This window comes from Streptomyces sp. NPDC001492 (assembly GCF_053597275.1).
The window spans coordinates 107,155-126,791 of record NZ_JBSFHW010000023.1; the positions used below are offsets into that span (position 1 = coordinate 107,155).

Annotated in this window: 25 protein-coding genes; 24 read left to right on the plus strand and 1 reads right to left on the minus strand. The window is 68.2% G+C overall.

Features of this window, described 5'->3' with window-relative positions; all coding sequences use genetic code 11:
• The first annotated feature begins 386 nt into the window (after positions 1–386).
• The 24 genes from ACWC1K_RS27965 to ACWC1K_RS28080 all read left to right on the plus strand — a co-directional run bounded on the left by ACWC1K_RS27965 (position 387) and on the right by ACWC1K_RS28080 (position 19,297).
• The gene (locus ACWC1K_RS27965) at positions 387–653 is read left to right on the plus strand and encodes a hypothetical protein (protein ID WP_450835280.1); all 267 of its coding nucleotides are present in this window, start codon (positions 387–389) and stop codon (positions 651–653) included.
• Positions 654–912: 259 nt separating this feature from the next.
• Positions 913–1,320, plus strand: coding sequence for a phage tail fiber protein (locus ACWC1K_RS27970; RefSeq protein WP_450835282.1), 408 nt, complete (start codon positions 913–915; stop codon positions 1,318–1,320).
• A gap of 45 nt (positions 1,321–1,365) precedes the next feature.
• Positions 1,366–2,925 (plus strand): hypothetical protein, encoded by a 1,560-nt coding sequence (locus tag ACWC1K_RS27975; protein WP_450835284.1) that lies wholly within the window; start codon positions 1,366–1,368, stop codon positions 2,923–2,925.
• Complete coding sequence (locus tag ACWC1K_RS27980) at positions 2,919–3,206, plus strand: hypothetical protein (protein WP_450835285.1); 288 nt, start codon at positions 2,919–2,921, stop codon at positions 3,204–3,206. Before ACWC1K_RS27975 ends, ACWC1K_RS27980 begins: the two co-directional genes overlap by 7 nt.
• 34 nt (positions 3,207–3,240) lie before the next feature.
• A complete protein-coding gene (locus ACWC1K_RS27985; protein WP_450835286.1) occupies positions 3,241–3,624 on the plus strand; it encodes a phage tail fiber protein in 384 nt (127 codons plus the stop codon).
• 12 nt (positions 3,625–3,636) lie between these two features.
• A complete protein-coding gene (locus tag ACWC1K_RS27990) occupies positions 3,637–4,755 on the plus strand; it encodes a hypothetical protein (protein WP_450835288.1) in 1,119 nt (372 codons plus the stop codon).
• Positions 4,752–7,247, plus strand: coding sequence for a glycosyl hydrolase family 28-related protein (locus ACWC1K_RS27995; RefSeq protein ID WP_450835290.1), 2,496 nt, complete (start codon positions 4,752–4,754; stop codon positions 7,245–7,247). Before ACWC1K_RS27990 ends, ACWC1K_RS27995 begins: the two co-directional genes overlap by 4 nt.
• A gap of 12 nt (positions 7,248–7,259) precedes the next feature.
• Positions 7,260–7,970: a hypothetical protein gene (locus ACWC1K_RS28000; RefSeq protein ID WP_450835292.1), complete on the plus strand. Its 711-nt coding sequence runs from the start codon at positions 7,260–7,262 to the stop codon at positions 7,968–7,970.
• Positions 7,967–8,566: a class I SAM-dependent methyltransferase gene (locus ACWC1K_RS28005; RefSeq protein ID WP_450835293.1), complete on the plus strand. Its 600-nt coding sequence runs from the start codon at positions 7,967–7,969 to the stop codon at positions 8,564–8,566. Before ACWC1K_RS28000 ends, ACWC1K_RS28005 begins: the two co-directional genes overlap by 4 nt.
• Complete coding sequence (locus ACWC1K_RS28010) at positions 8,566–9,429, plus strand: NAD-dependent epimerase/dehydratase family protein (RefSeq protein WP_450835295.1); 864 nt, start codon at positions 8,566–8,568, stop codon at positions 9,427–9,429. The genes ACWC1K_RS28005 and ACWC1K_RS28010 overlap by 1 nt, the downstream gene beginning before the upstream one ends.
• A 10-nt stretch (positions 9,430–9,439) precedes the next feature.
• Entirely contained in the window at positions 9,440–9,754 is a 315-nt protein-coding gene (locus ACWC1K_RS28015; protein WP_450835297.1) for a DUF305 domain-containing protein, read from the plus strand.
• Positions 9,755–10,051: 297 nt separating this feature from the next.
• The gene (locus ACWC1K_RS28020; protein WP_450835298.1) at positions 10,052–10,267 is read left to right on the plus strand and encodes a hypothetical protein; all 216 of its coding nucleotides are present in this window, start codon (positions 10,052–10,054) and stop codon (positions 10,265–10,267) included.
• Positions 10,268–10,273: 6 nt separating this feature from the next.
• Positions 10,274–10,486, plus strand: a complete 213-nt coding sequence (locus ACWC1K_RS28025) for a hypothetical protein (RefSeq protein ID WP_450835299.1) — start codon at positions 10,274–10,276, stop codon at positions 10,484–10,486.
• On the plus strand, positions 10,486–10,749 hold the full coding sequence (locus ACWC1K_RS28030) for a hypothetical protein (protein WP_450835301.1): 264 nt from the start codon (positions 10,486–10,488) through the stop codon (positions 10,747–10,749). Before ACWC1K_RS28025 ends, ACWC1K_RS28030 begins: the two co-directional genes overlap by 1 nt.
• Before the next feature lie 23 nt (positions 10,750–10,772).
• On the plus strand, positions 10,773–10,922 hold the full coding sequence (locus tag ACWC1K_RS28035) for a hypothetical protein (protein ID WP_450835303.1): 150 nt from the start codon (positions 10,773–10,775) through the stop codon (positions 10,920–10,922).
• A 453-nt stretch (positions 10,923–11,375) separates the two neighbouring features.
• Positions 11,376–11,831 (plus strand): phage terminase small subunit, encoded by a 456-nt coding sequence (locus ACWC1K_RS28040; protein WP_450835304.1) that lies wholly within the window; start codon positions 11,376–11,378, stop codon positions 11,829–11,831.
• Positions 11,812–13,566: a terminase gene (locus tag ACWC1K_RS28045; protein WP_450835305.1), complete on the plus strand. Its 1,755-nt coding sequence runs from the start codon at positions 11,812–11,814 to the stop codon at positions 13,564–13,566. The genes ACWC1K_RS28040 and ACWC1K_RS28045 overlap by 20 nt, the downstream gene beginning before the upstream one ends.
• Complete coding sequence (locus ACWC1K_RS28050; RefSeq protein WP_450835307.1) at positions 13,563–15,023, plus strand: phage portal protein; 1,461 nt, start codon at positions 13,563–13,565, stop codon at positions 15,021–15,023. The genes ACWC1K_RS28045 and ACWC1K_RS28050 overlap by 4 nt, the downstream gene beginning before the upstream one ends.
• Positions 15,004–15,777, plus strand: a complete 774-nt coding sequence (locus tag ACWC1K_RS28055; RefSeq protein ID WP_450835309.1) for a VG15 protein — start codon at positions 15,004–15,006, stop codon at positions 15,775–15,777. Before ACWC1K_RS28050 ends, ACWC1K_RS28055 begins: the two co-directional genes overlap by 20 nt.
• Before the next feature lie 68 nt (positions 15,778–15,845).
• Entirely contained in the window at positions 15,846–16,493 is a 648-nt protein-coding gene (locus ACWC1K_RS28060) for a hypothetical protein (protein WP_450835311.1), read from the plus strand.
• 12 nt (positions 16,494–16,505) lie between these two features.
• Positions 16,506–17,462 carry a phage major capsid protein gene (locus ACWC1K_RS28065; protein WP_450835313.1) on the plus strand — a complete coding sequence of 319 codons (957 nt, stop codon included), beginning with the start codon at positions 16,506–16,508 and terminating at the stop codon, positions 17,460–17,462.
• Between the two features lie 56 nt (positions 17,463–17,518).
• Positions 17,519–18,496, plus strand: coding sequence for a glycosyltransferase family 4 protein (locus ACWC1K_RS28070; protein WP_450835314.1), 978 nt, complete (start codon positions 17,519–17,521; stop codon positions 18,494–18,496).
• A gap of 10 nt (positions 18,497–18,506) precedes the next feature.
• Entirely contained in the window at positions 18,507–18,923 is a 417-nt protein-coding gene (locus tag ACWC1K_RS28075) for a hypothetical protein (protein ID WP_450835316.1), read from the plus strand.
• 110 nt (positions 18,924–19,033) lie between these two features.
• Entirely contained in the window at positions 19,034–19,297 is a 264-nt protein-coding gene (locus tag ACWC1K_RS28080) for a hypothetical protein (protein WP_450835317.1), read from the plus strand.
• Here the strand turns inward: ACWC1K_RS28080 and ACWC1K_RS28085 are convergent.
• Positions 19,294–19,614 (minus strand): DUF4429 domain-containing protein, encoded by a 321-nt coding sequence (locus ACWC1K_RS28085; protein WP_450835319.1) that lies wholly within the window; start codon positions 19,612–19,614, stop codon positions 19,294–19,296. The genes ACWC1K_RS28080 and ACWC1K_RS28085 overlap by 4 nt on opposite strands.
• Positions 19,615–19,637 lie beyond the last annotated feature (23 nt).

A 19,637-nucleotide genomic window follows, 5' to 3' on the forward strand; every position in this document is an offset into this window, starting at 1 on the left:
GAAGCGACCATCCGACGGTGGGCAGCGGAAGGACGCCTTACTCGGTACCCAGACAGAGGACGCCGCAAGAACGGGGTCCTCTTCGATATGGACGAGATCCCCGAAGCGGTTCGCGACAAGGACACCTTGGCGTTGATCGAGCCGGGCACCACGCCCCCCATCCTCGGCGCAGACTCCGCACTCGCCGCCTGACTCCTGCCCGCGGTGGGGCAGGCCCGGCCCTCGTAGCGCCCCGCGCTCGGGCCAACTGCCCGCCCGGTCCCCCCAGGATCGGGCGGGCAACCACAGCCGGGGCTGGCCGCTCACTCCGAGCCCCGAACGTCCCGCCGCCCGATCCACCTACGCCGTCGGGCGGCGGGACCCCAACGACCACGAAGAAGGGCGCCATGGCCCGCTACCGCAAGAAGCCCGTCGAGATCGAAGCCGTGCAGTTCACGGGTACTGGCGAGAGCTGTACGGAGATCACCGAATTTCTCGGCGGCTCCCACTCCGGTAACCAGCGCTGGAACAGCACCACCAACACCGGTGGCGCGATCCTCACACTCGAAGGCGAGATGGCCTTTGGTCCGGGCGACTGGATCGTCCGGGGCGTGCAGGGCGAGTTCTACCCGGTCAAGCCCGCCATCTTCGCCGCAACCTACGAGCCTGCCTAGGCCGTGGAGGTCGCCATGCGGCGAGCCTTCATCGTCGGCCTGCTCGTACTCGCCTGGTCCATTGGCCCCGTCATTCGCGTCGCCGACGAATCAGCGGCGCCGCCAACCATCTATGCGCCACGCGGCGCCCACCCGTAAGGAGCACCGCCGTGGCCGACGAGCACACGTTCGCCCTGACGATCGAGGCCTCCGGCGAGGTCACCCCCGCCCACCCCGACAACGCCGAACCGCAGACCGAGGAGCCCGAGGAGGCTGAGCAGTGACCGCAGGACTCGCCCCCAGCCTCGTCTCCGGCTGGCTCAACACCCTCCGCACAACAGGCAACGGCGGCGCCGCATATTCGGCTGTGGCCGGCACCTACGTCCAACTGCACACCGGGGACCCCGGCGCCTCCGGCACCTCCAACATCAGCGCCGGCTCGACCACTCGCAACTCGTTCGTCTTCTCCAGCTCATCGTCCGGCTCGTCGCTGTCGCTCAGCACAGCGCCGACGGCGTGGACTAACGGCGGCACCAGCGAAACCCTCACTCACATCTCCGTGTGGACCGCCTCATCCGCCGGAACGCTGCTGTTCACAGTAGCGCTCACGGCAAGTAAGGCGTGGGCGTCGGGGGACTCCTTCTCGCTCGCGACTTTGACCGCAAGCCTGACCCCTCAAGCCGCATGATCGCGTAGCCAGTAGGCGGCGCGACGCGCTGACGGGGAGGTCGTCATGACCACCTTCACCGACGACTTCAACCGCTCGAACGGCGCCCCGGGGGCCAACTGGGTCGATGGGACCGGCCTCTGGACGATCGTCTCCAACCAGCTCTCGTCAGGCACCGCGGGCGGCACCATCGTCATCCGTGCCGCCACCGCAATGAGTACGAGCGACAACTCCGCGCAGGTGACGATCGCCGCAACGGGTGCGGTCTCGCACGGCGTCTGGTGCCGCGGCAACACCTCGTTCACCAGCGGCTATTTGTGGCGTAATGACGGCACTTCGTGGGTGCTCTTCTCGAACGTCGGTGGCAGCTTCACCTCCCTGGGCTCGTTCTCTGGGGCGGCCGTCGCAGGCGACGTCGCGAAGATCGCGGCTGTGGGTTCGACGATCAAGGGCTACGTCAACGGCGTCGCCCGCGTCACCGTCACCAACAGCGCCGTCACCAGCGGCACCAGCGTCGGCCTCCGCGCCGAATCGTCGAACGTCCTCCGCTTCGACGACTTCAGCGCGTCCGATGTCACCTCCGGAGTCTCAGGTGACGCAGCAGTGGCCGCCACCGCCACGCTCTCCGTCACCGGCGCCCGGTCCACCAGCGGTGACGCGGCCCTGGCCGCCACGGCAACGCTCACCGCGACAGGCTCACGGTCCACCAACGGAGACGCGGCCCGCATCGCGACCGCCACGCTGACAGCATCCGGCCTTCGCGCCGCAGCAGGCGACGCGACCCTCGCAGCAACAGCCAACCTCGCCGCTGCCGGAGTGCGTTCCACGAGTGGCGACACCGGTCTGGCGGCCATCGCGGGCATGGCCGCTGACGGCACCCGAACCGCAATCAGCACGGCGAGTCTCGTCGCAACGGCGACCCTCTCCGCGAGCGGAGCTACGACAACCGCCGGCGACGCGGCACTCGCTGCGGATGCAGCCCTGACCGCATCCGGGCAGAGAACGGCCGCTGGCGACACCGCACTTGCGGGCAGCGCCGCACTCGCAGCGGATGGGCAACGTGCAACCGCCGCCGATGCAGGCGTCGCCGCCTCCGCCGCATTCGATGCCAGCGGACTACGCAGCGCTCAAGCCGACACGAACCTGGCCGTCACCGCCGACTTGGCAGCGCAAGGACAGATTGCCCACGACGCCACGGCCGCTCTGGCAACGACTGCCCTCCTTGCGGCGGACGGAGTCATCGGTGCGCCGCCCGTGCTCGGTGACGCCGCCCTCAACGCTACGGGCACGATCACGGCGGCAGGCATCCGCTCGGCCTTTACCGGGGCCGGCATCAACGTTGCCGCAGAGCTCGCAGCAGCAGGCGCCCGCGCCGCGTCCGCAGGCGCTGACCTCAGCGTCATTGCCGACGTTGCGGCTGCAGGTGCCACAGAAAGCGTCGGCACTGCGGACGCCGCCATCACGGCGATCCTCACGGCCAGCGGGGCGACGCGCTCCGCCCATGACGACGTCGACATCGCCGTCGGCGCGCCGTACAGCCCGTGGGCGGCAGGAGCACCACAAGCCGAACCGTGGGCGGCCAGCGCGCCGCAGCAAACCGGCTGGGAGGTGGGCGCCCCGTGGTGATCCCCGCCTCATCGACCGAGTACCTGCACGTGCCCGTCACCCTCCCGGCAGGCGTCGACACCGGCAGCACGCCCGTCCGCATCGCCGTCGTTGCCCACCGCGCCGACCCAGCCGACGCCGAATGGCACGACGCCGACTGGTCGGGCAACGACGCCCGCCTCCTCATCGGCCCCGGCAGCGGCATCGTCCTGGCGGCAGGCGACTACCGGGTGTGGATCAACCTCGACCCGCCCGGCAGCGAGGACATCGTCCGCAAAGCCGGAATCCTCACCATCACCTGACGCGCCACGCGGCGCACCCACCGAAGGAGGCCGCGTGGCCGACGCGTTGACGAATACTGCAGAAAACCGGTGCCTGGACTTCATCAACGGACTAACGGCGACCGCCCCCACCACCCCGCTGAAAGTGGCCCTGGTGACCGCGAACGGCGACGACACGACGGCAGGCACCGAGGTCACTGGCGGCTCATATGCGCGGCAGTCCCTCACCGTCGGCGCGGCCTCCGCAGGCGCTACCAGTAACAGCGCGGACCTCGTCTTCTCCGGGATGCCCGCCTGCACCGTGGTCGGCGTCGAGATCTGGGACAACGCCGGCACGCCCGTCCGCCTCTGGCACGGGGCGCTGTCCGCGTCCCGCACCGTCGCTGCGGGCGATGAGGTCCGCCTCGTCGCCGGATCTCTGGCGCTGTCCCTCTCGTGATCGGAGGCCCGCATGCCGAGCCTCTCCACATTGATCGACAATTTCAACGACGGGTTGATCGGGGCGAACTGGGGCAACGCCTACGGCGGCGTCACCGAATCCGGCGGCAAAGCCCACGTCCCCTGCACCACCGGATACGCCGGCTACCAGACCGCCTACAGCTGGACCATGGCCGGCGCCTCGTTCTTCGTCGCCATCACCACCGTGCCAGCCGCCTCGACCGCCACCGAGGCCTACGCGTCCGTGTTCGTCAACGCCCCCGACATTGCCACCTCAGGGAAACGCGTCGGGTTCGTCATCAACACCGTCACCGGGCAGCTGCGGTGCAAGAACGACGACGGCTACTACGACCCAGCCAGCGTCGACCTCACCTACAGCGCGACCACCCACAAGTTCCTCAGGCTGCGCGAGGACGGCACCAACGTCTACTGGGACACCTCGCCCGACGGAACGACGTGGACCAACCGTCGCACGCTCACCACCCCCGCCTGGGTCACCTCGTCGGTAGACGCGTGCGCGCTTGACCTGTCCGCACATCGTGACGCAGGCGCCAGCGACGAAGCGCAATACGACCTGTTCAATACGCTGTCCGACGGTGCCGTGTGGACCGCCGACGCCACCCTCACCGGCGACGGTGCCCTGGCCGCCACCGCACTCCTGTCCGCGCATGCGGCAGCAGCGCCCGCCGCCGACAGCAGCCTCACCGCCAGCCTGCTCCTGTCGGCGCAGCCCACCGTGCTCCTGACCGGTGAAGCCACCCTCGCCGCCGACGCGTCCAGCCAGGGCATCCCGGAGGTGGCTGAGTTGGCTGCCGGAGACTGGGACCTCAAGATCGAGCAAGGCTCCACGTTCGTCCAGACCTACACGGTCACCGACCAGCCCGGCTTCACGTGGGCAGGCTGGGGGGCGCGTGCCCAGATCCGGTCCGCACCCGCAGACAGCGGTGACCTCCTTCTCGACCTCACCCCCTACCTGACGATCTCTGGGGCTGCGATCCGACTGGCCATCCCCGCCACACAGACCCAGGCCCTCACCCGAAACGGCGTGTGGGACCTGGAGGTGTATCAGGGCTCCATCGTCGTCCGGCTCCTGAACGGGCGTGCCGTCGTCTCTCTGGAGGTGACACGGTGAAGCTCCTGGTGACCGGCGAACAGCCAGCGGACAACATCAACGTGACCGGCGGCCAGCAGTCCGCAGTCATCGAGGTCAACGCCGGTGCCGTATTCACGGTCAACGGCCAGTCCGGCGCCGTAAACCTGACCGGCGTCACCGGCCACCTCAACGCCACCGTCGCCCCCTACAGCGCCGACAACACGGGCGTGGCTGATGCGACTGCGGCCATCCAGACCGCGATCAACGCCTGCCAGCCTGGCGGCGTCGTCTACCTGCCCCGCGGCATCTACAAGACCACGGCGACCCTCGACCTGAAGAACGGGGTCAGTCTCCTCGGCGACCACGCCAGCATGATGGTCGGCCCCGGCATGACGGGGTCCGAATACCCCTGCTACATCCAGCCCGCCGCAGGCTTCACCGGCAGCTCGGTCATTCAGATCATCGGCGACGCCGACGGCACCCACCCGAACATCTCCGGCGAACAGCGCATCACCGACCTGATGATCGACGGCTCCAAGCTGACCGGCTCCGTCGATGGCCTCTATGCGCGCGGCAACGTCCAGAACGTCGTCCTGGAGAACGTGACGATCCGGCAGATGACCAACAACGGCATCGTCACAGCGTCGAGGTCGGACGGCACCTTCCCGTTCTCGTGGCGGCTCAGGCACCTGATGATCGACCAGTGCCACGCCAACGGACTGCTGTTCACCGGCAACACCGACATCACCCTCGACGACGTCCAGGTCATCGGCTGCTGGGCGCAAGGCTTCGTCCTCACCAACTGCACCAACGGGCAGCTCACCGGATGCCGCGCCGAATGGAACGGCTCGCACGGCTACCACATCACCGGCGCCTGGGGAGACTGGGCCGGCTCCGGCGGCATGCAGATGACCGGCTGCAGCACGGACCGCAACGGGCAGCACGGCGTTTTGGTGGACGCCACCGGCAACACGCCGATCGTTCTGTCCGGGCTCATGCTGCGCCGCGACGGCCGCAACGGCGGCACCGGCGGCGGGAACTTCGCCGGCCTCGCCGTCATCGGCGCCACCGTGCCCGTCACCATCGGCGGCATCACCTGCTACCCCGGCGTCGACGACGGCGCCGGCGGCTCGCCGTCCCCCGACTACGGCGCCAGAGTCACCGGCGCCACATCCCTGCAGATTCACGGCGCCTACCTGCACGGCTACCTCGGCGGCCTCAACGACGACGGCAGCAGCGCGAGCTTCTTCCTCAGCCCCGGAAGCACCCTGGCCAGCGGCCCGACCACCGCACCAGCCCGCACAGTAAAGTCATGGCCGGTCGACTGGCTCAACGCCAAGACCTACGGCGCCAAGGGCAACGGAACCACCGACGATACCGCCGCCCTGCAGGCCCTGGTGACCGCTGCAGCCGCCGCCAAGACGACCGCCTACCTGCCGCCGGGCACCTACATAGTTTCCGCCCCCGTCACCCTCCCGGCCGGCGAGGGATATTCCATCGTCGGCTCCGGCTGGGGCACCTCCGTCAAACTGAAAGCAGCCTCCAACTCCTACATCCTCCAGATGACCGGCGCCGACACCAGGGTCACCATCCGCGACCTGACCATCGACGGCAACTGCCTGGAGCAGGGCACGACCGGCACCTCCGGTGGCATCTACGGCGCCGGTGCCGTGGCCTGCCGCATCGACAACGTGCATTTCATCGCCTGCCGCGACGACGCCCTCTACCTCGGCGGCATGACCGGCGGCGCGTTCGGCCACAACAACAGGGTGATCGGCTGCCTGTTCGATCAGTCGATGACCTCGTCCGGGCCCGGTCGCGGCATCCAGATGCTCAGCAATGACGAGAATCAGATCCTGGGGTGCGACTTCGAGTTCCTCGGCGGCTCGGGTGGCACCGGCTACTCGACGGCCGTCGCCATCCTCGACCGCGCAGGCACACAGTTCATCACCGCCTGCAACTTCGTCGGCGGAGCCACCAACAACACCAAGGGCGTCCGTATCCAGGACGCCGCCTCCACGAAGATCACCGGCTGCAACTTCGACGGCACCGCCGGAGACTCGATCTTCATCGCGGGCGAGCAGAACAGCATCGTCGGCTGCACGATCTTCTCTCCGGGAGAGGTCGGCACCGCCGGGGCCGCCTCCGGCATCCACCTTGAGTACGCCGCTGCCCGCAACCTCATCCAAGGCAACGCGATCGTCTCCTCGTCCACCAACGGCCGCACCCGCTCCCTCATCCGTGAGGAAGCCATGGGACCGGCCGGCAACAACCAGATCACCGGAAACATGCTCAGAGTGAAGGGCACCCTCGGCACGGCCCTGGTGGAACTCGCCGCGCCCGGAACCGTCTACACGAACAACCTCGGCGGCGCCGACCTCGGAGGCGGCACCGGCGCCATCCTCGGCATCACCAACGCCGCCGTCGTCCCCACCACCAACCCGGCCGGCGGCGGCGTGCTGTACGCCCAAGCGGGGGCCCTGAAATGGCGCGGCAGCTCAGGCACAGTGACCACCATTGCGAACGCCTAGGAGGCCCGCGCCATGGCCGATGACCTCCTCGTCATCATCCCCACCCGCGGACGGCCACACGCCGTCCCCGAGATCATGCAGGCGTGGGACGACACCGGGGCCACCGCCGACGTGCTGTTCTGCGTCGACAAGGACGACCCCGAGTTGGCTGGCTACAAGGCTCAGGCGAAGGCGCTTGCCGACGATGGCCGGGTGCGGTTCGTGTTCTGGGCGCGCAAGCGGCTCGTCGGCACCCTCAACCAGGCCGCGGTGAAGAATGCGCCGTCGTACCGGTTCCTGGCGTTCATGGGCGACGACCACCGGCCGCGGCCTGCTGCGATGCCGTGGGACGAACGCATCCGGATCTGCCTGTCCGCCGGGCCCGGCATCGTCTACGGCAACGACCTCTTGCAGGGCGAGAAGATGGCGACCGCCGTCGCGATGACCTCCGACGTCGTCGCCACGCTCGGCTACATGGCGCCCCCAGCCATGGTGCACCTCTGCGTCGACCTCGTCTGGGTCGAATGGGGCCGCGGGATGGGGCGAATCACCTACCTCGACGACATGGTCATCGAGCACCTGCACCCCGCAGCGGCGAAGGCGCAGATGGATGCGGTGTACGAGGAGTGCAACAGCCCCGAACAGGTCAGCAGCGACGCCGCCGCCTACTACGAGTACCGGGACGGCGACGGCCTGGAAGCCGACCTCGCTAAGCTCCGCAAGCTCGTCGAGGAGGCAGTGTGACCGCCGCCGATGTGATCACCGCCTGGGACCAGGCCGATCCCGCCGCGATCCACCCGCTGCGCCGCGTCTCCGAGGAGGCGTACTGGGAATCCGGTGAGGCGCAGGCCGCCATGCTTGCCACCGCCATCCCCGACGGGGTGAAGGTGATGGACTTCGGCTGCGGTGACGGTCGCGTCGCCATCCCCATGGCCGCTCGCGGCTACGAAGTCACCGCCGTCGACTCCTCGCAGCGCATGCTCAACCGGCTCACCGAACGTGCCTCCGGGCTCGCCACTGTTCAGGCCGACGCCGACGGAATCGCCGGGCACCTCGGTCGCCGCCGCATGGACGCCGTGTACTGCCTGGCCGTCCTCATCCACCACAGCTACGCCGACTGCCTGCACATCATCGAACGGCTACGGGCCGCGACCAAGCTCGGCGGAACCCTCGTCCTCGACTGGCCCATCTCCGACCAGCCGAGTGAGGCCGACAGCTGGATCGGCGTCACCACCTGGTCGCCCGAACAGCAGGCCGAAGCATGCGAGCGGATCGGCCTAGAACCCGTCGACAGCGAACTGCCGTGGAGCGTGTACCGGGCTGTGAAGGCGGGCAGCTGATGCGGGTCCTCCTCACTGGCTCGGGCGGCTTCGTCGGCCGTCACCTCCACCGGGCTCTCGGCGACCGCGGCTACGAGATCACGTGCGTCGAACTCAAGGACGGCGACGACGCACTCGACTTCTTCCGCAGCGACGACACTCGCTACGACGCAGCCTTCCACTGCGCGGCCGTCGTCGGCGGGCGCGCCAGCATCGACGGCTCACCACTCGGCATCGCCACGAACCTCGCGCTCGACGCCTGGTACATGCGATGGCTCATCCGCACCAAGACCCCGCGAGCCGTGTACTTCAGCAGCAGTGCCGCCTATCCGATCGGCCTCCAAGGTGCCGGCGACGTGCGGAAGCTGTACGAGGAAGACATCAGCCTCGACTATCCCGAGGAGCCCGACGCGACGTATGGCTGGGCCAAACTGACTGGGGAGAAGCTCGCCACCTACGCTGAAGCCGAAGGCTGCCGCATCCTCATCCCGCGGCCATTCAGCGGCTACGGCGAAGACCAGGACGAGGCATACCCGTTCCCCGCGTTCATCGCCCGAGCTCGACGCCGCGACGACCCCTTCGAGATCTGGGGATCCGGAAGCAGCACACGCGACTGGATCCACATCGACGACCTCATCGGCGCCACCCTCGCGCTGCTCGATGCGGACGTCACGGGGCCCGTGAACCTCGGCTGGGGACGGGCGACGAGCTTCGACGAACTCGCGTCGATCGTCACCGCAGCGGCTGGCTACCGGCCCGAGTTCAAGCACCGGCAAGACGCCCCCCAGGGCGTTCATCACCGCGTCTGCGACCCCAGCCGCATGCTCGACCACTACGTACCCACCGTGACGCTGGAAGAAGGCGTGCGGCGGGCGCTCCACTGAAGGAGGCGCCGTGGCGATCAGCCTGGACGACATCCAGTTCCTCGACCTGATGATCCAACACAGCGAAGCTGGCGTCGCCATCGCCCAGGGCTACCTCGACAACAGCAGCCCCGCGCAGAGGCAGAGCCGCATTGCCGACCTCGCCCGCAACGTCGTCCAGGCGCAAGGCCAAGCTGCCACCGACATGCGCAGCTGGCTCCAGCAAGCCGGCGTCGAACTCCCCGCCGAAGACGACCAGGCCGACAGTGGCGACACCACGGACGTCAGCGGGATGGACGGCATGGGCGACGGTCCCGATGGCTGCAACTGCGGCGGCATGGGCTGATGCCCGGCGGATGGACAAGCTCCGACCGCAAGAGCCGGCTCCCGTCCGGTTGGGAACGCATACGCGCACGAGTCCTCGCCCGCGACCCAATCTGCAAGATCTGCGGCGTTCGGCCGAGCAGCCACTGCGATCACGTTGAGGCGAAGACGGACGCCCACGCCGAGGATCAACTGCAAGGCGTGTGCGCCACCTGCCACGGACTCAAGTCCAGCCGCGAAGGCAACGACGCCCAACGCGCCAACCCGCGGCCTGGACGGCGCCGGCCGGAAGAGCCGCACCCTGGGTTGAGGTGAGCAGATGCCGACCTATGTGATCGTCCATGCCGAACGCCGCGGCGAAGACGTCCGCCTGGAAGACGACCACCTCACCGTCGACTTCACGCCCCACTGGGTCACATTCCACGACCAAGACGGCCCCTGCTACGCAGTACCCCGCGAGCAAGTCGCCTGCGTCATGCGGGTAGACGAAGACCAGGACCCCACAAGCCAGGAGCCCGCGCCGCCACAGGAGTGATCCGCCGTGGCCAAGATGACCGCGAAGAAGCGCAAGAGCCTCCCCAAGACCTCCTTCGCCCTACCCGGCAAACGCAAGTACCCCGTCGACACCAAGGCCCGAGCCCGCAACGCCCTCGCGCGAGTGGCGCAGAACGGAACCCCAGCCGAGAAGAAAGCCGTCCGCGCCAAGGTCAAGCAGCGCTACCCCAGCATCGGCAAGTCGAAGGGCGGCAAGTGATGGCACGAGGACGCCAAGGCAAGGGCGGCCGCAAAGGCGGCGGCAACGCCCAGACCCTGCGCGACTACTGGACCCACGGAGCCGGCGCAGCCAAGATCAGGTGGGGGACACCCGGCGACTGGTCCCGCTGCGTGCGCCAGGTCAGCAAGTTCATGGGCCCACGAGCCAAGGGCTACTGCCAGCTCAGGCACATGGCCGCAACCGGCATGACCACCAGCGCGCACGCCAAGCTCGTCCGCGGCGCGACCGGACGCAAGCGGTGACCAGCACGCTTCACGTCACGCCGATGGCCGACTTGATCGACCACGACACCGGTACCGCCGATCCGGACTGCGTATGCGGGCCGGAGGTCAGGCCGGCCACCGAGGAGGACGGGTCGGTCGCCTGGCTGCTGGTGCACCACTCCCTCGACGGCCGGGAGCGGGCCGAGGGGTAGGCCCTGGACGCCGGCCGCCCTCCACCCACAGGGTGTGCCGGCCTGGCAGGGCAGGGTGAGGCAGGGCGATGCGGTCATGGTCATCGTGTCTCAGCACGTTGAGTCGATCATTGATCGTTTGATCTTCAGTTGAAGATCGAATTGAGGAGATCGAAAACTCATTCGACCAAGGTGATCCAAGATCAGCAAGCCCCGAAATCTCAAGATCCAATCCAGGGTCTCGACCGGCCGGCCCCACCATGATCCACCCGGGGGGATACCCCCTCCCCGCGATCTTCCCGGATCGGGGCCGTATAGCACCTAACTGTCTGTACGGGTTCCCTAGGCCCTCCTGGCCTGCGGCCCCGCGCTCAGATGGCCGTCTCGCGCACGTCTGGCTGGCGCCCTGGAGGCGTCGGCTGGTTGGTGGGCGGCCTTGTTCGCTCCGCCCGTTGCGCCCCCTGGTGGTGCGCTTTGACCCTGGAGGTCTTCGTGGGCACGCATGGACCCATTCCGAAGCGATCCGAAGAACGTCGTCGCCGCAACAAGGACGACGGCCCAGAGCTGATCCAGGCGCCGGCTGGCGCCCCCAACGAGCTGCCAGACCTGCCGGACGCGGACCCGCTGTGGCATCAGATCGCGACGGACTGGTATCTGTCGCTGCGCGAGTCGGGGCAGGCCGCGTTCTACGAACCGTCGGACTGGGCGGTGGCCCGGTACGTGGCTGAGCTGATGTCCCGCGGGCTGTCGTCGGACCGGGCGCCGAATGGCCAGTACGTTGCCGCGCTCAACTCGGCGATGTCGTCGTTGCTGACGACCGAGGGGGACCGCCGACGGGCCCGCATGGAGCTGGAGCGGAAGAAGCCTGCTGGCCCGAAGCTGGCGTCGGTGAGTCCGCTGGATTCCTACCGTGACATCGCCGGAGGCTGAAGAGCAGGTCCCCGACGTTGTCGAACCGTTCACGCTCGGCCCCACCTGGAAGCGCGGCCCGGACGGCAAGTTCATCCTGCCCGAGTACACGCTCGGCTGGCATTGTCTGGCCTGGACGCGCATCTATCTGCAGCACTACGTCGGGAAGGCGTGGCAGTACACGCCCGAGCAGGCCCGGCTGACGCTGTGGTGGTACGCGATGGACCCGGAGACGAACCGGTTCCTGTGGCGGGACGGCGTCATCCAGAGGCTGAAGGGCTGGGGCAAGGACCCCGTCGTGGCATCGTGGGGCGCTTTCGAGTTCGTTGGCCCGTGCCGGTTCCGAGAGATCGCGGACGAGGACAACGAGTGGGGTGTTCCGCCGGGTCAGCCGTTGGGGCAGCAGCATCCTGCGGCGTGGGTACAGATGGCGGCGGTGTCGCAGGATCAGACCCGCAACACGATGACGATCTTCCCGAGTCTGCTGAGCAAGCGGGCGATCGAGGAGTACCGCATCGACCTCGGCAAAGAGATCATTTACGCCGACAAGGGGCGGGCGCGTATTGAGGCGGTCACTTCGTCACCGCGAGCCCTGGAAGGTGGCCGGCCGACGGCCACGTACCCGAATGAGACGCACCACTGGCTTGAGTCGAACCAGGGCCATGAGATGGCTGCGGTAATCGAGCGCAACGCCACGAAGTCCGCCGATGGCCAGTCGCGCACGTTGGCGATCACGAACGCGTTCGAGCCTGGTGAGGATTCGGTGGCCGAGCGCACCCGCGACGCCTACGAAGCTGCGGAGGCTGGTCGGGCTGCGGACACAGGCCTGTTCTACGACTCGCTGGAGGCTCCGCCGGAGGCGAAGCTGACGGAGGCGTGGATCGAACCGACGCTGCGTGCAGTCCGTGGGGATTCGACGTGGCTGGACATCGGCCGGCTGAAGGCGTCGATTCTCGACGTCCGTAACCCGCCGTCCCGGTCGCGCCGCTTCTGGTTCAACCAGATCGCCGCGGCCGAGGACGCGTGGTTGGCCCGCTTCGAGTGGGACGCCTGCAAGCGTGACGGGCTGAGCCTGGCCGACGGCGACGAGATCGTCTTGTTCTTTGACGGCTCCAAGTCGGACGATGCCACCGGGTTGTGCGCCTGCCGGATGTCGGACGGTCTCGTGACCGCACTGGGTGTGTGGCAGAAGCCGGCGAATTGGCCGGCGCCGAACACGCCGGGCTTCGTGCCGTACCGGGTGCCGCGAGACGAGGTGCACGGTGTGGTGGAGAACGCGTTCGCGCGCTTCAAGGTGCTGGCCTTTTTCGCCGACCCGGGCTCCGGCCAGGATGACGACGACGGGGAGATGTACTGGGACACGTACATCGACACGTGGGGTCAGACGTGGGGGCCGAGGTTGGCCCTGCGGTCGGTGCTTTCGGGCCCGAAGGCGCACGCGGTGCGGTGGGACATGCGCGACTCGCGTAATCAGGAGACGTTCACGGAGGCCGTGAAGCGCACCCACGCAGACGTGTTGGAGCGGACACTCCTGCACGACGGGCACAAGGTGCTACGCACCCATGTGATCAACGCCCGTCGGCGAACTAACCGGTGGGGCGTGACGATCGGCAAGGAACACCGTGAATCTGCCCGAAAGATCGACCTCGCGGTCTGCATGGTCGGCGCACGAATGCTGCGCCGCATGATCCTCAACTCTTCGAAGCGGGCGAAGAAGCGCACGCCAGGCAAGGGACGGGTGGTGGTGCTGCGGTGACCGTCTCGATTCCCGAGCTGCCGCTTCTGACGCTGTCGGACGACGAGCTCGCACTGATCAGCATTCTGCGTGCGGACATGCTGCGGGACCGGTGGGCGCTTCAGTTGAGGGATGCCTACTTCAACGGCGAGCAGATGGTGCGGGATCTCGGCATCAGTATTCCGCCGCAGTTGAAGGGCCTTCACACGGTCATCGGCTGGCCGCGGGTGGGTGTCGAGTCCCTGGAGGAGCGCCTGGACTTGGAGGCGTTCCGCTGGAAGGACGGCTCCGATTCCAGTGACCTGGATGAGATCGCTGAGGCCAACGATCTGTTCGACGAGTCGTCGCTGGCGCACCTGGACGCCCTGGTGTACGGCCGCGAGTACTTGGCTGTCGGCTCTCCGGACAGCGACGGCATGCCGCCGCTGATCTCGATCGAGTCGCCGCTGGACATGACGCTGATGTGGGATGCCCGGCTACGCATGGGCACCGCTGCGCTGCGGGAGTGCATGGCGGACGGCTTCGCTGAGGTGGGGCCAGAAGAGCGGATGCTGGTGCTGTACCTGCCGGACCAGACGATCACCGCGATCCCAGCCCAGGCGGGCGGATGGGAGATCGTCGACCGGGACATCCACAACCTGGGCGTGGTTCCGGTGGTGCGGATGGCGAACCGGCAGCGCACCGCGGACCGGATCGGCCGCTCGGAGATCACCCCAGAGGTTATGTCGATCACGGATGCGGCATGCCGGCGCCTAATGGGCATGGAGGTGGCGTCCGAGTTCTTCGGGGCCCCGCAGCGCTACATCCTCGGAGCGTCAGAGTCGGCGTTCCAGGACGCTGAGGGCAATGCGAAGAGTGCCTGGGAGACGTACATCGGCCGGGTGCTCGCTCTGGAGCGGGACGAAGACGGCAACGTCCCGGCTGTCGGCCAGTTCGCGGCGCACGACCCGACCGGCATGACGAAGATCATCGACCTGTATGCGCGGATCATGTCGAGCCAGTTCGGCCTGCCGCCGCACATGCTCGGCTACACCACTGACAACCCCGCCAGTGCGGACGCCATCCGGTCCACCGAGGCGAAGCTGGTCAAGCGCAGCGAGCGGCGGATCCGCCGCTTCGGCGCGGCCTGGCAGCAGGCGATGCGGCTCGCGCTGTGGGTGCGGGACGGTGAAGCGCCGGACAAGGCGAAGCGCATCGAGACGGTGTGGCGTAACCCGGCAACCCCGACAGTGGCGGCCCAGGTGGACGCCACGGTGAAGCTGGTGCAGGCCGGGGTACTGCCCGCTGACTCGGATGTGACGCTGGAGATGGCCGGCCTGACGGAGGGCCAGCGTCAGCGGGTTGCCGCGGACCGGCGCCGCTCGAGCGCTGCAGCAGCAGGTGGCGGCTTGATGGAGCGCCTCGCCGCCCTCAACGACCAGCATCCATCGCAACTGCCGACAGCCGCAGAGGTGTCCGGTGGCGGCAACGGTCTCTGACGGCGGCGAGGCCGCCAATCGGTACCGGGCCGCTCAATTGGGCCTGACTCGGCTGCTGGTGCGGGATGTGCGCGGACTTCGCCGCCTGATCATCCCGTCGCGTCTGCAGTCGTCCGTGCCTGACTGGCTCACCGCGATGAACGCGGTGATTGCCCAGTACGCGCAGGTGTCGTCCTCCCTTGCCGCGGAGTTCTACGACACACAGCGGGATACGGCCGGCGCTACGGGGGTGTTCGCCGCGGCGACCGCAGAGCCGCCTTCACCAGATCAGACCGAGGCGTCGTTGCGCTGGGCGACGAAGGATCTGTGGCCACGCGACCCTGAAGATCCGAAGACGACAGACGCCCAGCGGGAGCCCTTCGACACCCGGCTCGATCAGGCCGAGAAGAAGGCCGAGGCGGTCGCCCAGAAGCTGGTGACGGACACCGGCCGAGGAACCGTGCAAGGCGCCGTGCGGGCTGACCGTCAGGCCGTCGCCTGGGCGCGGTCGGCCGCTCTGGGAGCCTGCGCCTTCTGCAAGCTCCTGGCAGCTCGCGGGGCGGTATACGAGCAGGACACGGTCTCATTCCGTGCCCACGACGGCTGTCACTGCATGGCCATCCCCGTGTTCAAAGGGCAGCGGTTCGAACTGTCCTCACACGCACGCGAGTGGGACCGGCTGTACCGCGAGTACGCCGCAGGCCACTCGGGCGACCAGCTCCGCCTGTTCCGGCGGGCGCTCGCCGACCACGGGCACCTCCCGGCTGCCCACTGACCTTTCCCGACCGGTCGCCCTGGTGGCGGCCGATTCCAGTTTTCGAGCCCCTGGAGGGCCGTTTCGTCATGCCCGAAGAGAACGAGACCAACACCGATCAGCAGGCCGGCACGGAAGGCGAGCAGGCCGTCGAGGAGACGGCCGCGGCATCCGAGGAGAACGGCACCGGTGCAGCCGAGGACGCCCAGGAGGCGGCCGACGGCAAGCAGGAGGAGCCGTTCGACAAGGCCAAGTTCGAGGCAGAGCTGCGCAAGAAGAACAGCGAAGCCAAGAACTTGCGGGAGCGCCTGAAGAAGGCGGAGCCGCTCCTGGCGGAGCTGCAGCGCATCAAGGACTCCGAGAAGACGGAGTCCGAGCGGCTGAACGACCAACTGGCGCGGGCCACCGAGCAGATCGCTGCGACCCGCCATCGGCTCGTGAAGACGCAGGTGCAGGCGTTCGCGATGGGTTCGTTCGCGGACCCGGAGGACGCGGTCGGCGCACTGGATCTCGACTCGTACATCAGCTCTGACGGCGACATCGACGAGGCGGCCATCAAGGCGGACCTCGAAGCGCTCTTGGAGCGCAAGCCGCACTGGGCGAAGCCCCAGCCCCAGGAGGGCCCGCGGCGTCCCGCACCGGATCGCACTCAGGCGTCCGGCGCCAACAAGAAGCAGGCCCCCAGCCCGCGAGACGAGTTCTCCGGGTGGCTGAGTTCGCGGCTTCCCGGCCGCTGAAAGTAGGATTCGATGGCGGTCACCGCCCCTCTCACTCTGTCCAACGTCGATGCGTCGCTTCTGCCGCGCACGATCACGGCACCCATCTTCGATAAGTCCGTCGAACAGTCCGCGGTCATGGCCCTGGCCCGTCCCGCGCCGCTGGCGCTGGACGCCACCACGAGCGTGCCGATCCCGATGGACGTGCCCACCGCAGACTGGGTGGGCCAGGCGGCGAAGAAGCCGCTGTCGACCGGCGGCGTCGACGTGAAGCAGATGCAGGCTAAGAAGCTGGCCGTTCTCATCCCGGTCGCCATGGAGGTCGCGAAGACCAACGCCGGCGGCCTGTACGACCAGCTGCAGAAGGACCTGCCGACCGCGTTCGCGCGGGCTTTCGACCACGCCGCGATCCACGGCAAGACGATGAAGGGCGCCACCGGCCCCTTCAGCGAGTACCTGGCGGCCACCTCCAACTCGGTGGCCCTGGGGACGAAGTCGCAGGCCCAGGGCGGCATCTGGGCCGACCTGGTGACCGGCATGGAAGAGGTCATCGACGGCGACTGGGACTACACCGGCACCGTCGCCGACCACCGGCTGAAGCCGAAGCTGCTGCTCGCCACGGACACGACCGGCCGCCCGATCCTGGTCGACACCCAGACGCCGGGCACGAACATGGCGGCGGCCGGCACGCTGATCGGCGAGCCGCTGGCCTACTCCCGGTCGGTGTCGGGCAAGCAGCGCCGGCAGTCCGCGTCGACGGACACGGGTCTGCGCGCGATCGGCGGCGACTGGTCGCAGGCTGCCTACGGCGTCGGAATGGACATTACGGTCCGTATCTCCGACCAGGCGACCTACGTCGACGAGGAGGGCGGCGTTCACTCCGCGTTCCAGGAGAACCTCGTTCTCATCCTCGCTGAGGCCTACTACGGCTTCGTCATGGGCGACGTGGACGCGTTCGTGAAGTTCACCGGCACCCCGAGCGGTTCCTGATGGGGAGGGCTGTCCCGGCTTCCGCGCCGGGCGGGGCAGCCAAGCCCCTGAAGATCGTGGCCCGTGTTCATGCGATGCCGCCGGAGCACAATGCCGGGGCGGAGCACATGCTGGTGTCGATGCTGCGGCCCCTGGTGGAACGCGGCCACGACGTGTCGGTGTGGCTGTCTCGCTACGGGAAGGCCAGCAAGGAGTACGACTACCGTGGCATCCGGGTGGTGCCGCTGGAGTCCCGCCTCGACTTCCCGACGGCTGTTCGGCGGGCCGATGTGCTGTTGGCGCACCTGGAGACGGTGCCGCCGGCGGCGTCGCTGGCCCGCGGCTACGGCAAGAAGCTGGCCGTGGTCTGTCACAACACGCATCTGCCGACGTTCCGTGACATGGCCGCCGGGGGGACTGCTCTCGCGGTCTACAACTCCCAGTGGATGCAGCGGGAGGCGGAACTCTTCTTCGCCGAGTATCCGAAGTCGGTACGCCCTGAGGCGAGCCTGATCGTGCGCCCGCCGGTGTTCGCCGACGAGTACGCGACGAAACCCGGCAAGGCGATCACGCTGGTCAACTGCAATCCGGAGAAGGGCGGCAAGGTTTTCAAGGCCCTCGCCGAACGCATGCCGGACCAGCAGTTCCTCGCCGTGAAGGGCGCCTACGGAGAGCAGATCCTCCCCGACCTGCCGAACGTGGAGATCGTCGAGCATGTGCGCGGCGAGGACATGCGAGCCACGGTGTACGCCCGGACCCGGGTGCTGCTGATGCCCTCCTCCTACGAGTCGTGGGGGCGGGCCGGGTGCGAAGCATTGGCGAGCGGCATTCCGGTGGTCGCCCACCCCACACCCGGCCTGTGTGAATCCCTCGGCGAGGCGGGCATCTTCGTCGACCGCAACGACATCGCCGGCTACGAGGCTGTGCTGCGCAAGCTGCTGACGGCTTCCGAGTACCGGCTGGCCAGCAAGCGGGCCAGGCAACGCAGCACCGAGTTGAACCCGGCAGCCGATCTGGCGGCGTGGTGTGCGGCCGTGGAGGGACTCATCGCCTAGGAGGTGCACGATGCCGTTCACTCCACCCACAGTTGAGGAACTCGGGCTGTTCCTGAACCTCGACGAGATCGACGGAGACCGCGGCGATTTCCTCATCAGCAAGGCGATCTCGCTGTGTCAGACCGTCGTCAAGCCGCTCCCGGAGGGCGCCGACTCGGTCGTCCTGTCCGTTGCGGGCCGGGCCTATCTGAACCCGGGCCAGGTCACCTACGAGACGATCGGTCCGATGTCGGTGCAGCGGCCGACCGGCTCGGGGGGCATCTACCTCACCAAGGCTGACAAGTCGGCGTTGAAATCGGCTGCCGGGCGGGGTGGGGCCTTCACGGTCGATCCGACACCGGCAACGGCTGATCCGTCGCCGACGTGGCCGGTCGAGGCAGTGCTGGTCTGGGAAGAGGACTTCGAAGCAGGCTGGGGGTATCCCTGATGCCGGGGCCCTACCCGTTCGGGGAGACGGTGCGCATTCTGCGTACCGGAGCATCGCCGGGGCGTGATCCTCGCGGGCATCCCCTTCCGGGTCCGGATGAGTCCTTCGACTTGACCGGCTGCGTGGTCACACCGCGTGCGGAGACACCCCAGGTCGGCGGGTCGGAGCAGCAGGGCCGGGACACCGTCATTGTCGGATGGACCGTCTACGCGCCGGTCGTGCCGACGGCTAAGGCGCCGCTGCGCACTACGGACCAGGCCATGGTGCGCGGCGTGAGGTGCGACATTACGGGGGAGCCCGGCGACTGGGGGCGTTCCCCGTTCACCGGGACCCGCGGAGTGATCCAGTTCGCTGCGGACCGGGTCACCGGCTAGCGGCGGCCCTGTTCGACGGCGGCGACGAGCTTCTCGGCGGCGTCGTTGCTCTTGCGGGGGATGGACAGGCTGTTGGGGTCTTCGTAGGGCGGCCTGCCGCCCGCCATGAGGCCGCTCTTCTCTCCCGCAGCGAGGGTCCCGGGCAGTTGGAACTGCACGTAGCCGTGGAAGAGCCTGGTCGCCTTCTTGAAGCGGGTGCCGGTGATGTCGGCTGCCCGCAGTCGTACTGGTGCGGGCCTGGCCCCGATGGGCGTCTTCGTGATGGTGATCCATTCTCCGTCGAAGCTGATGGTGCCGAGCACGCCTTTCACGTCCATGTCCGCCCCCTGTTGTGCGAGTT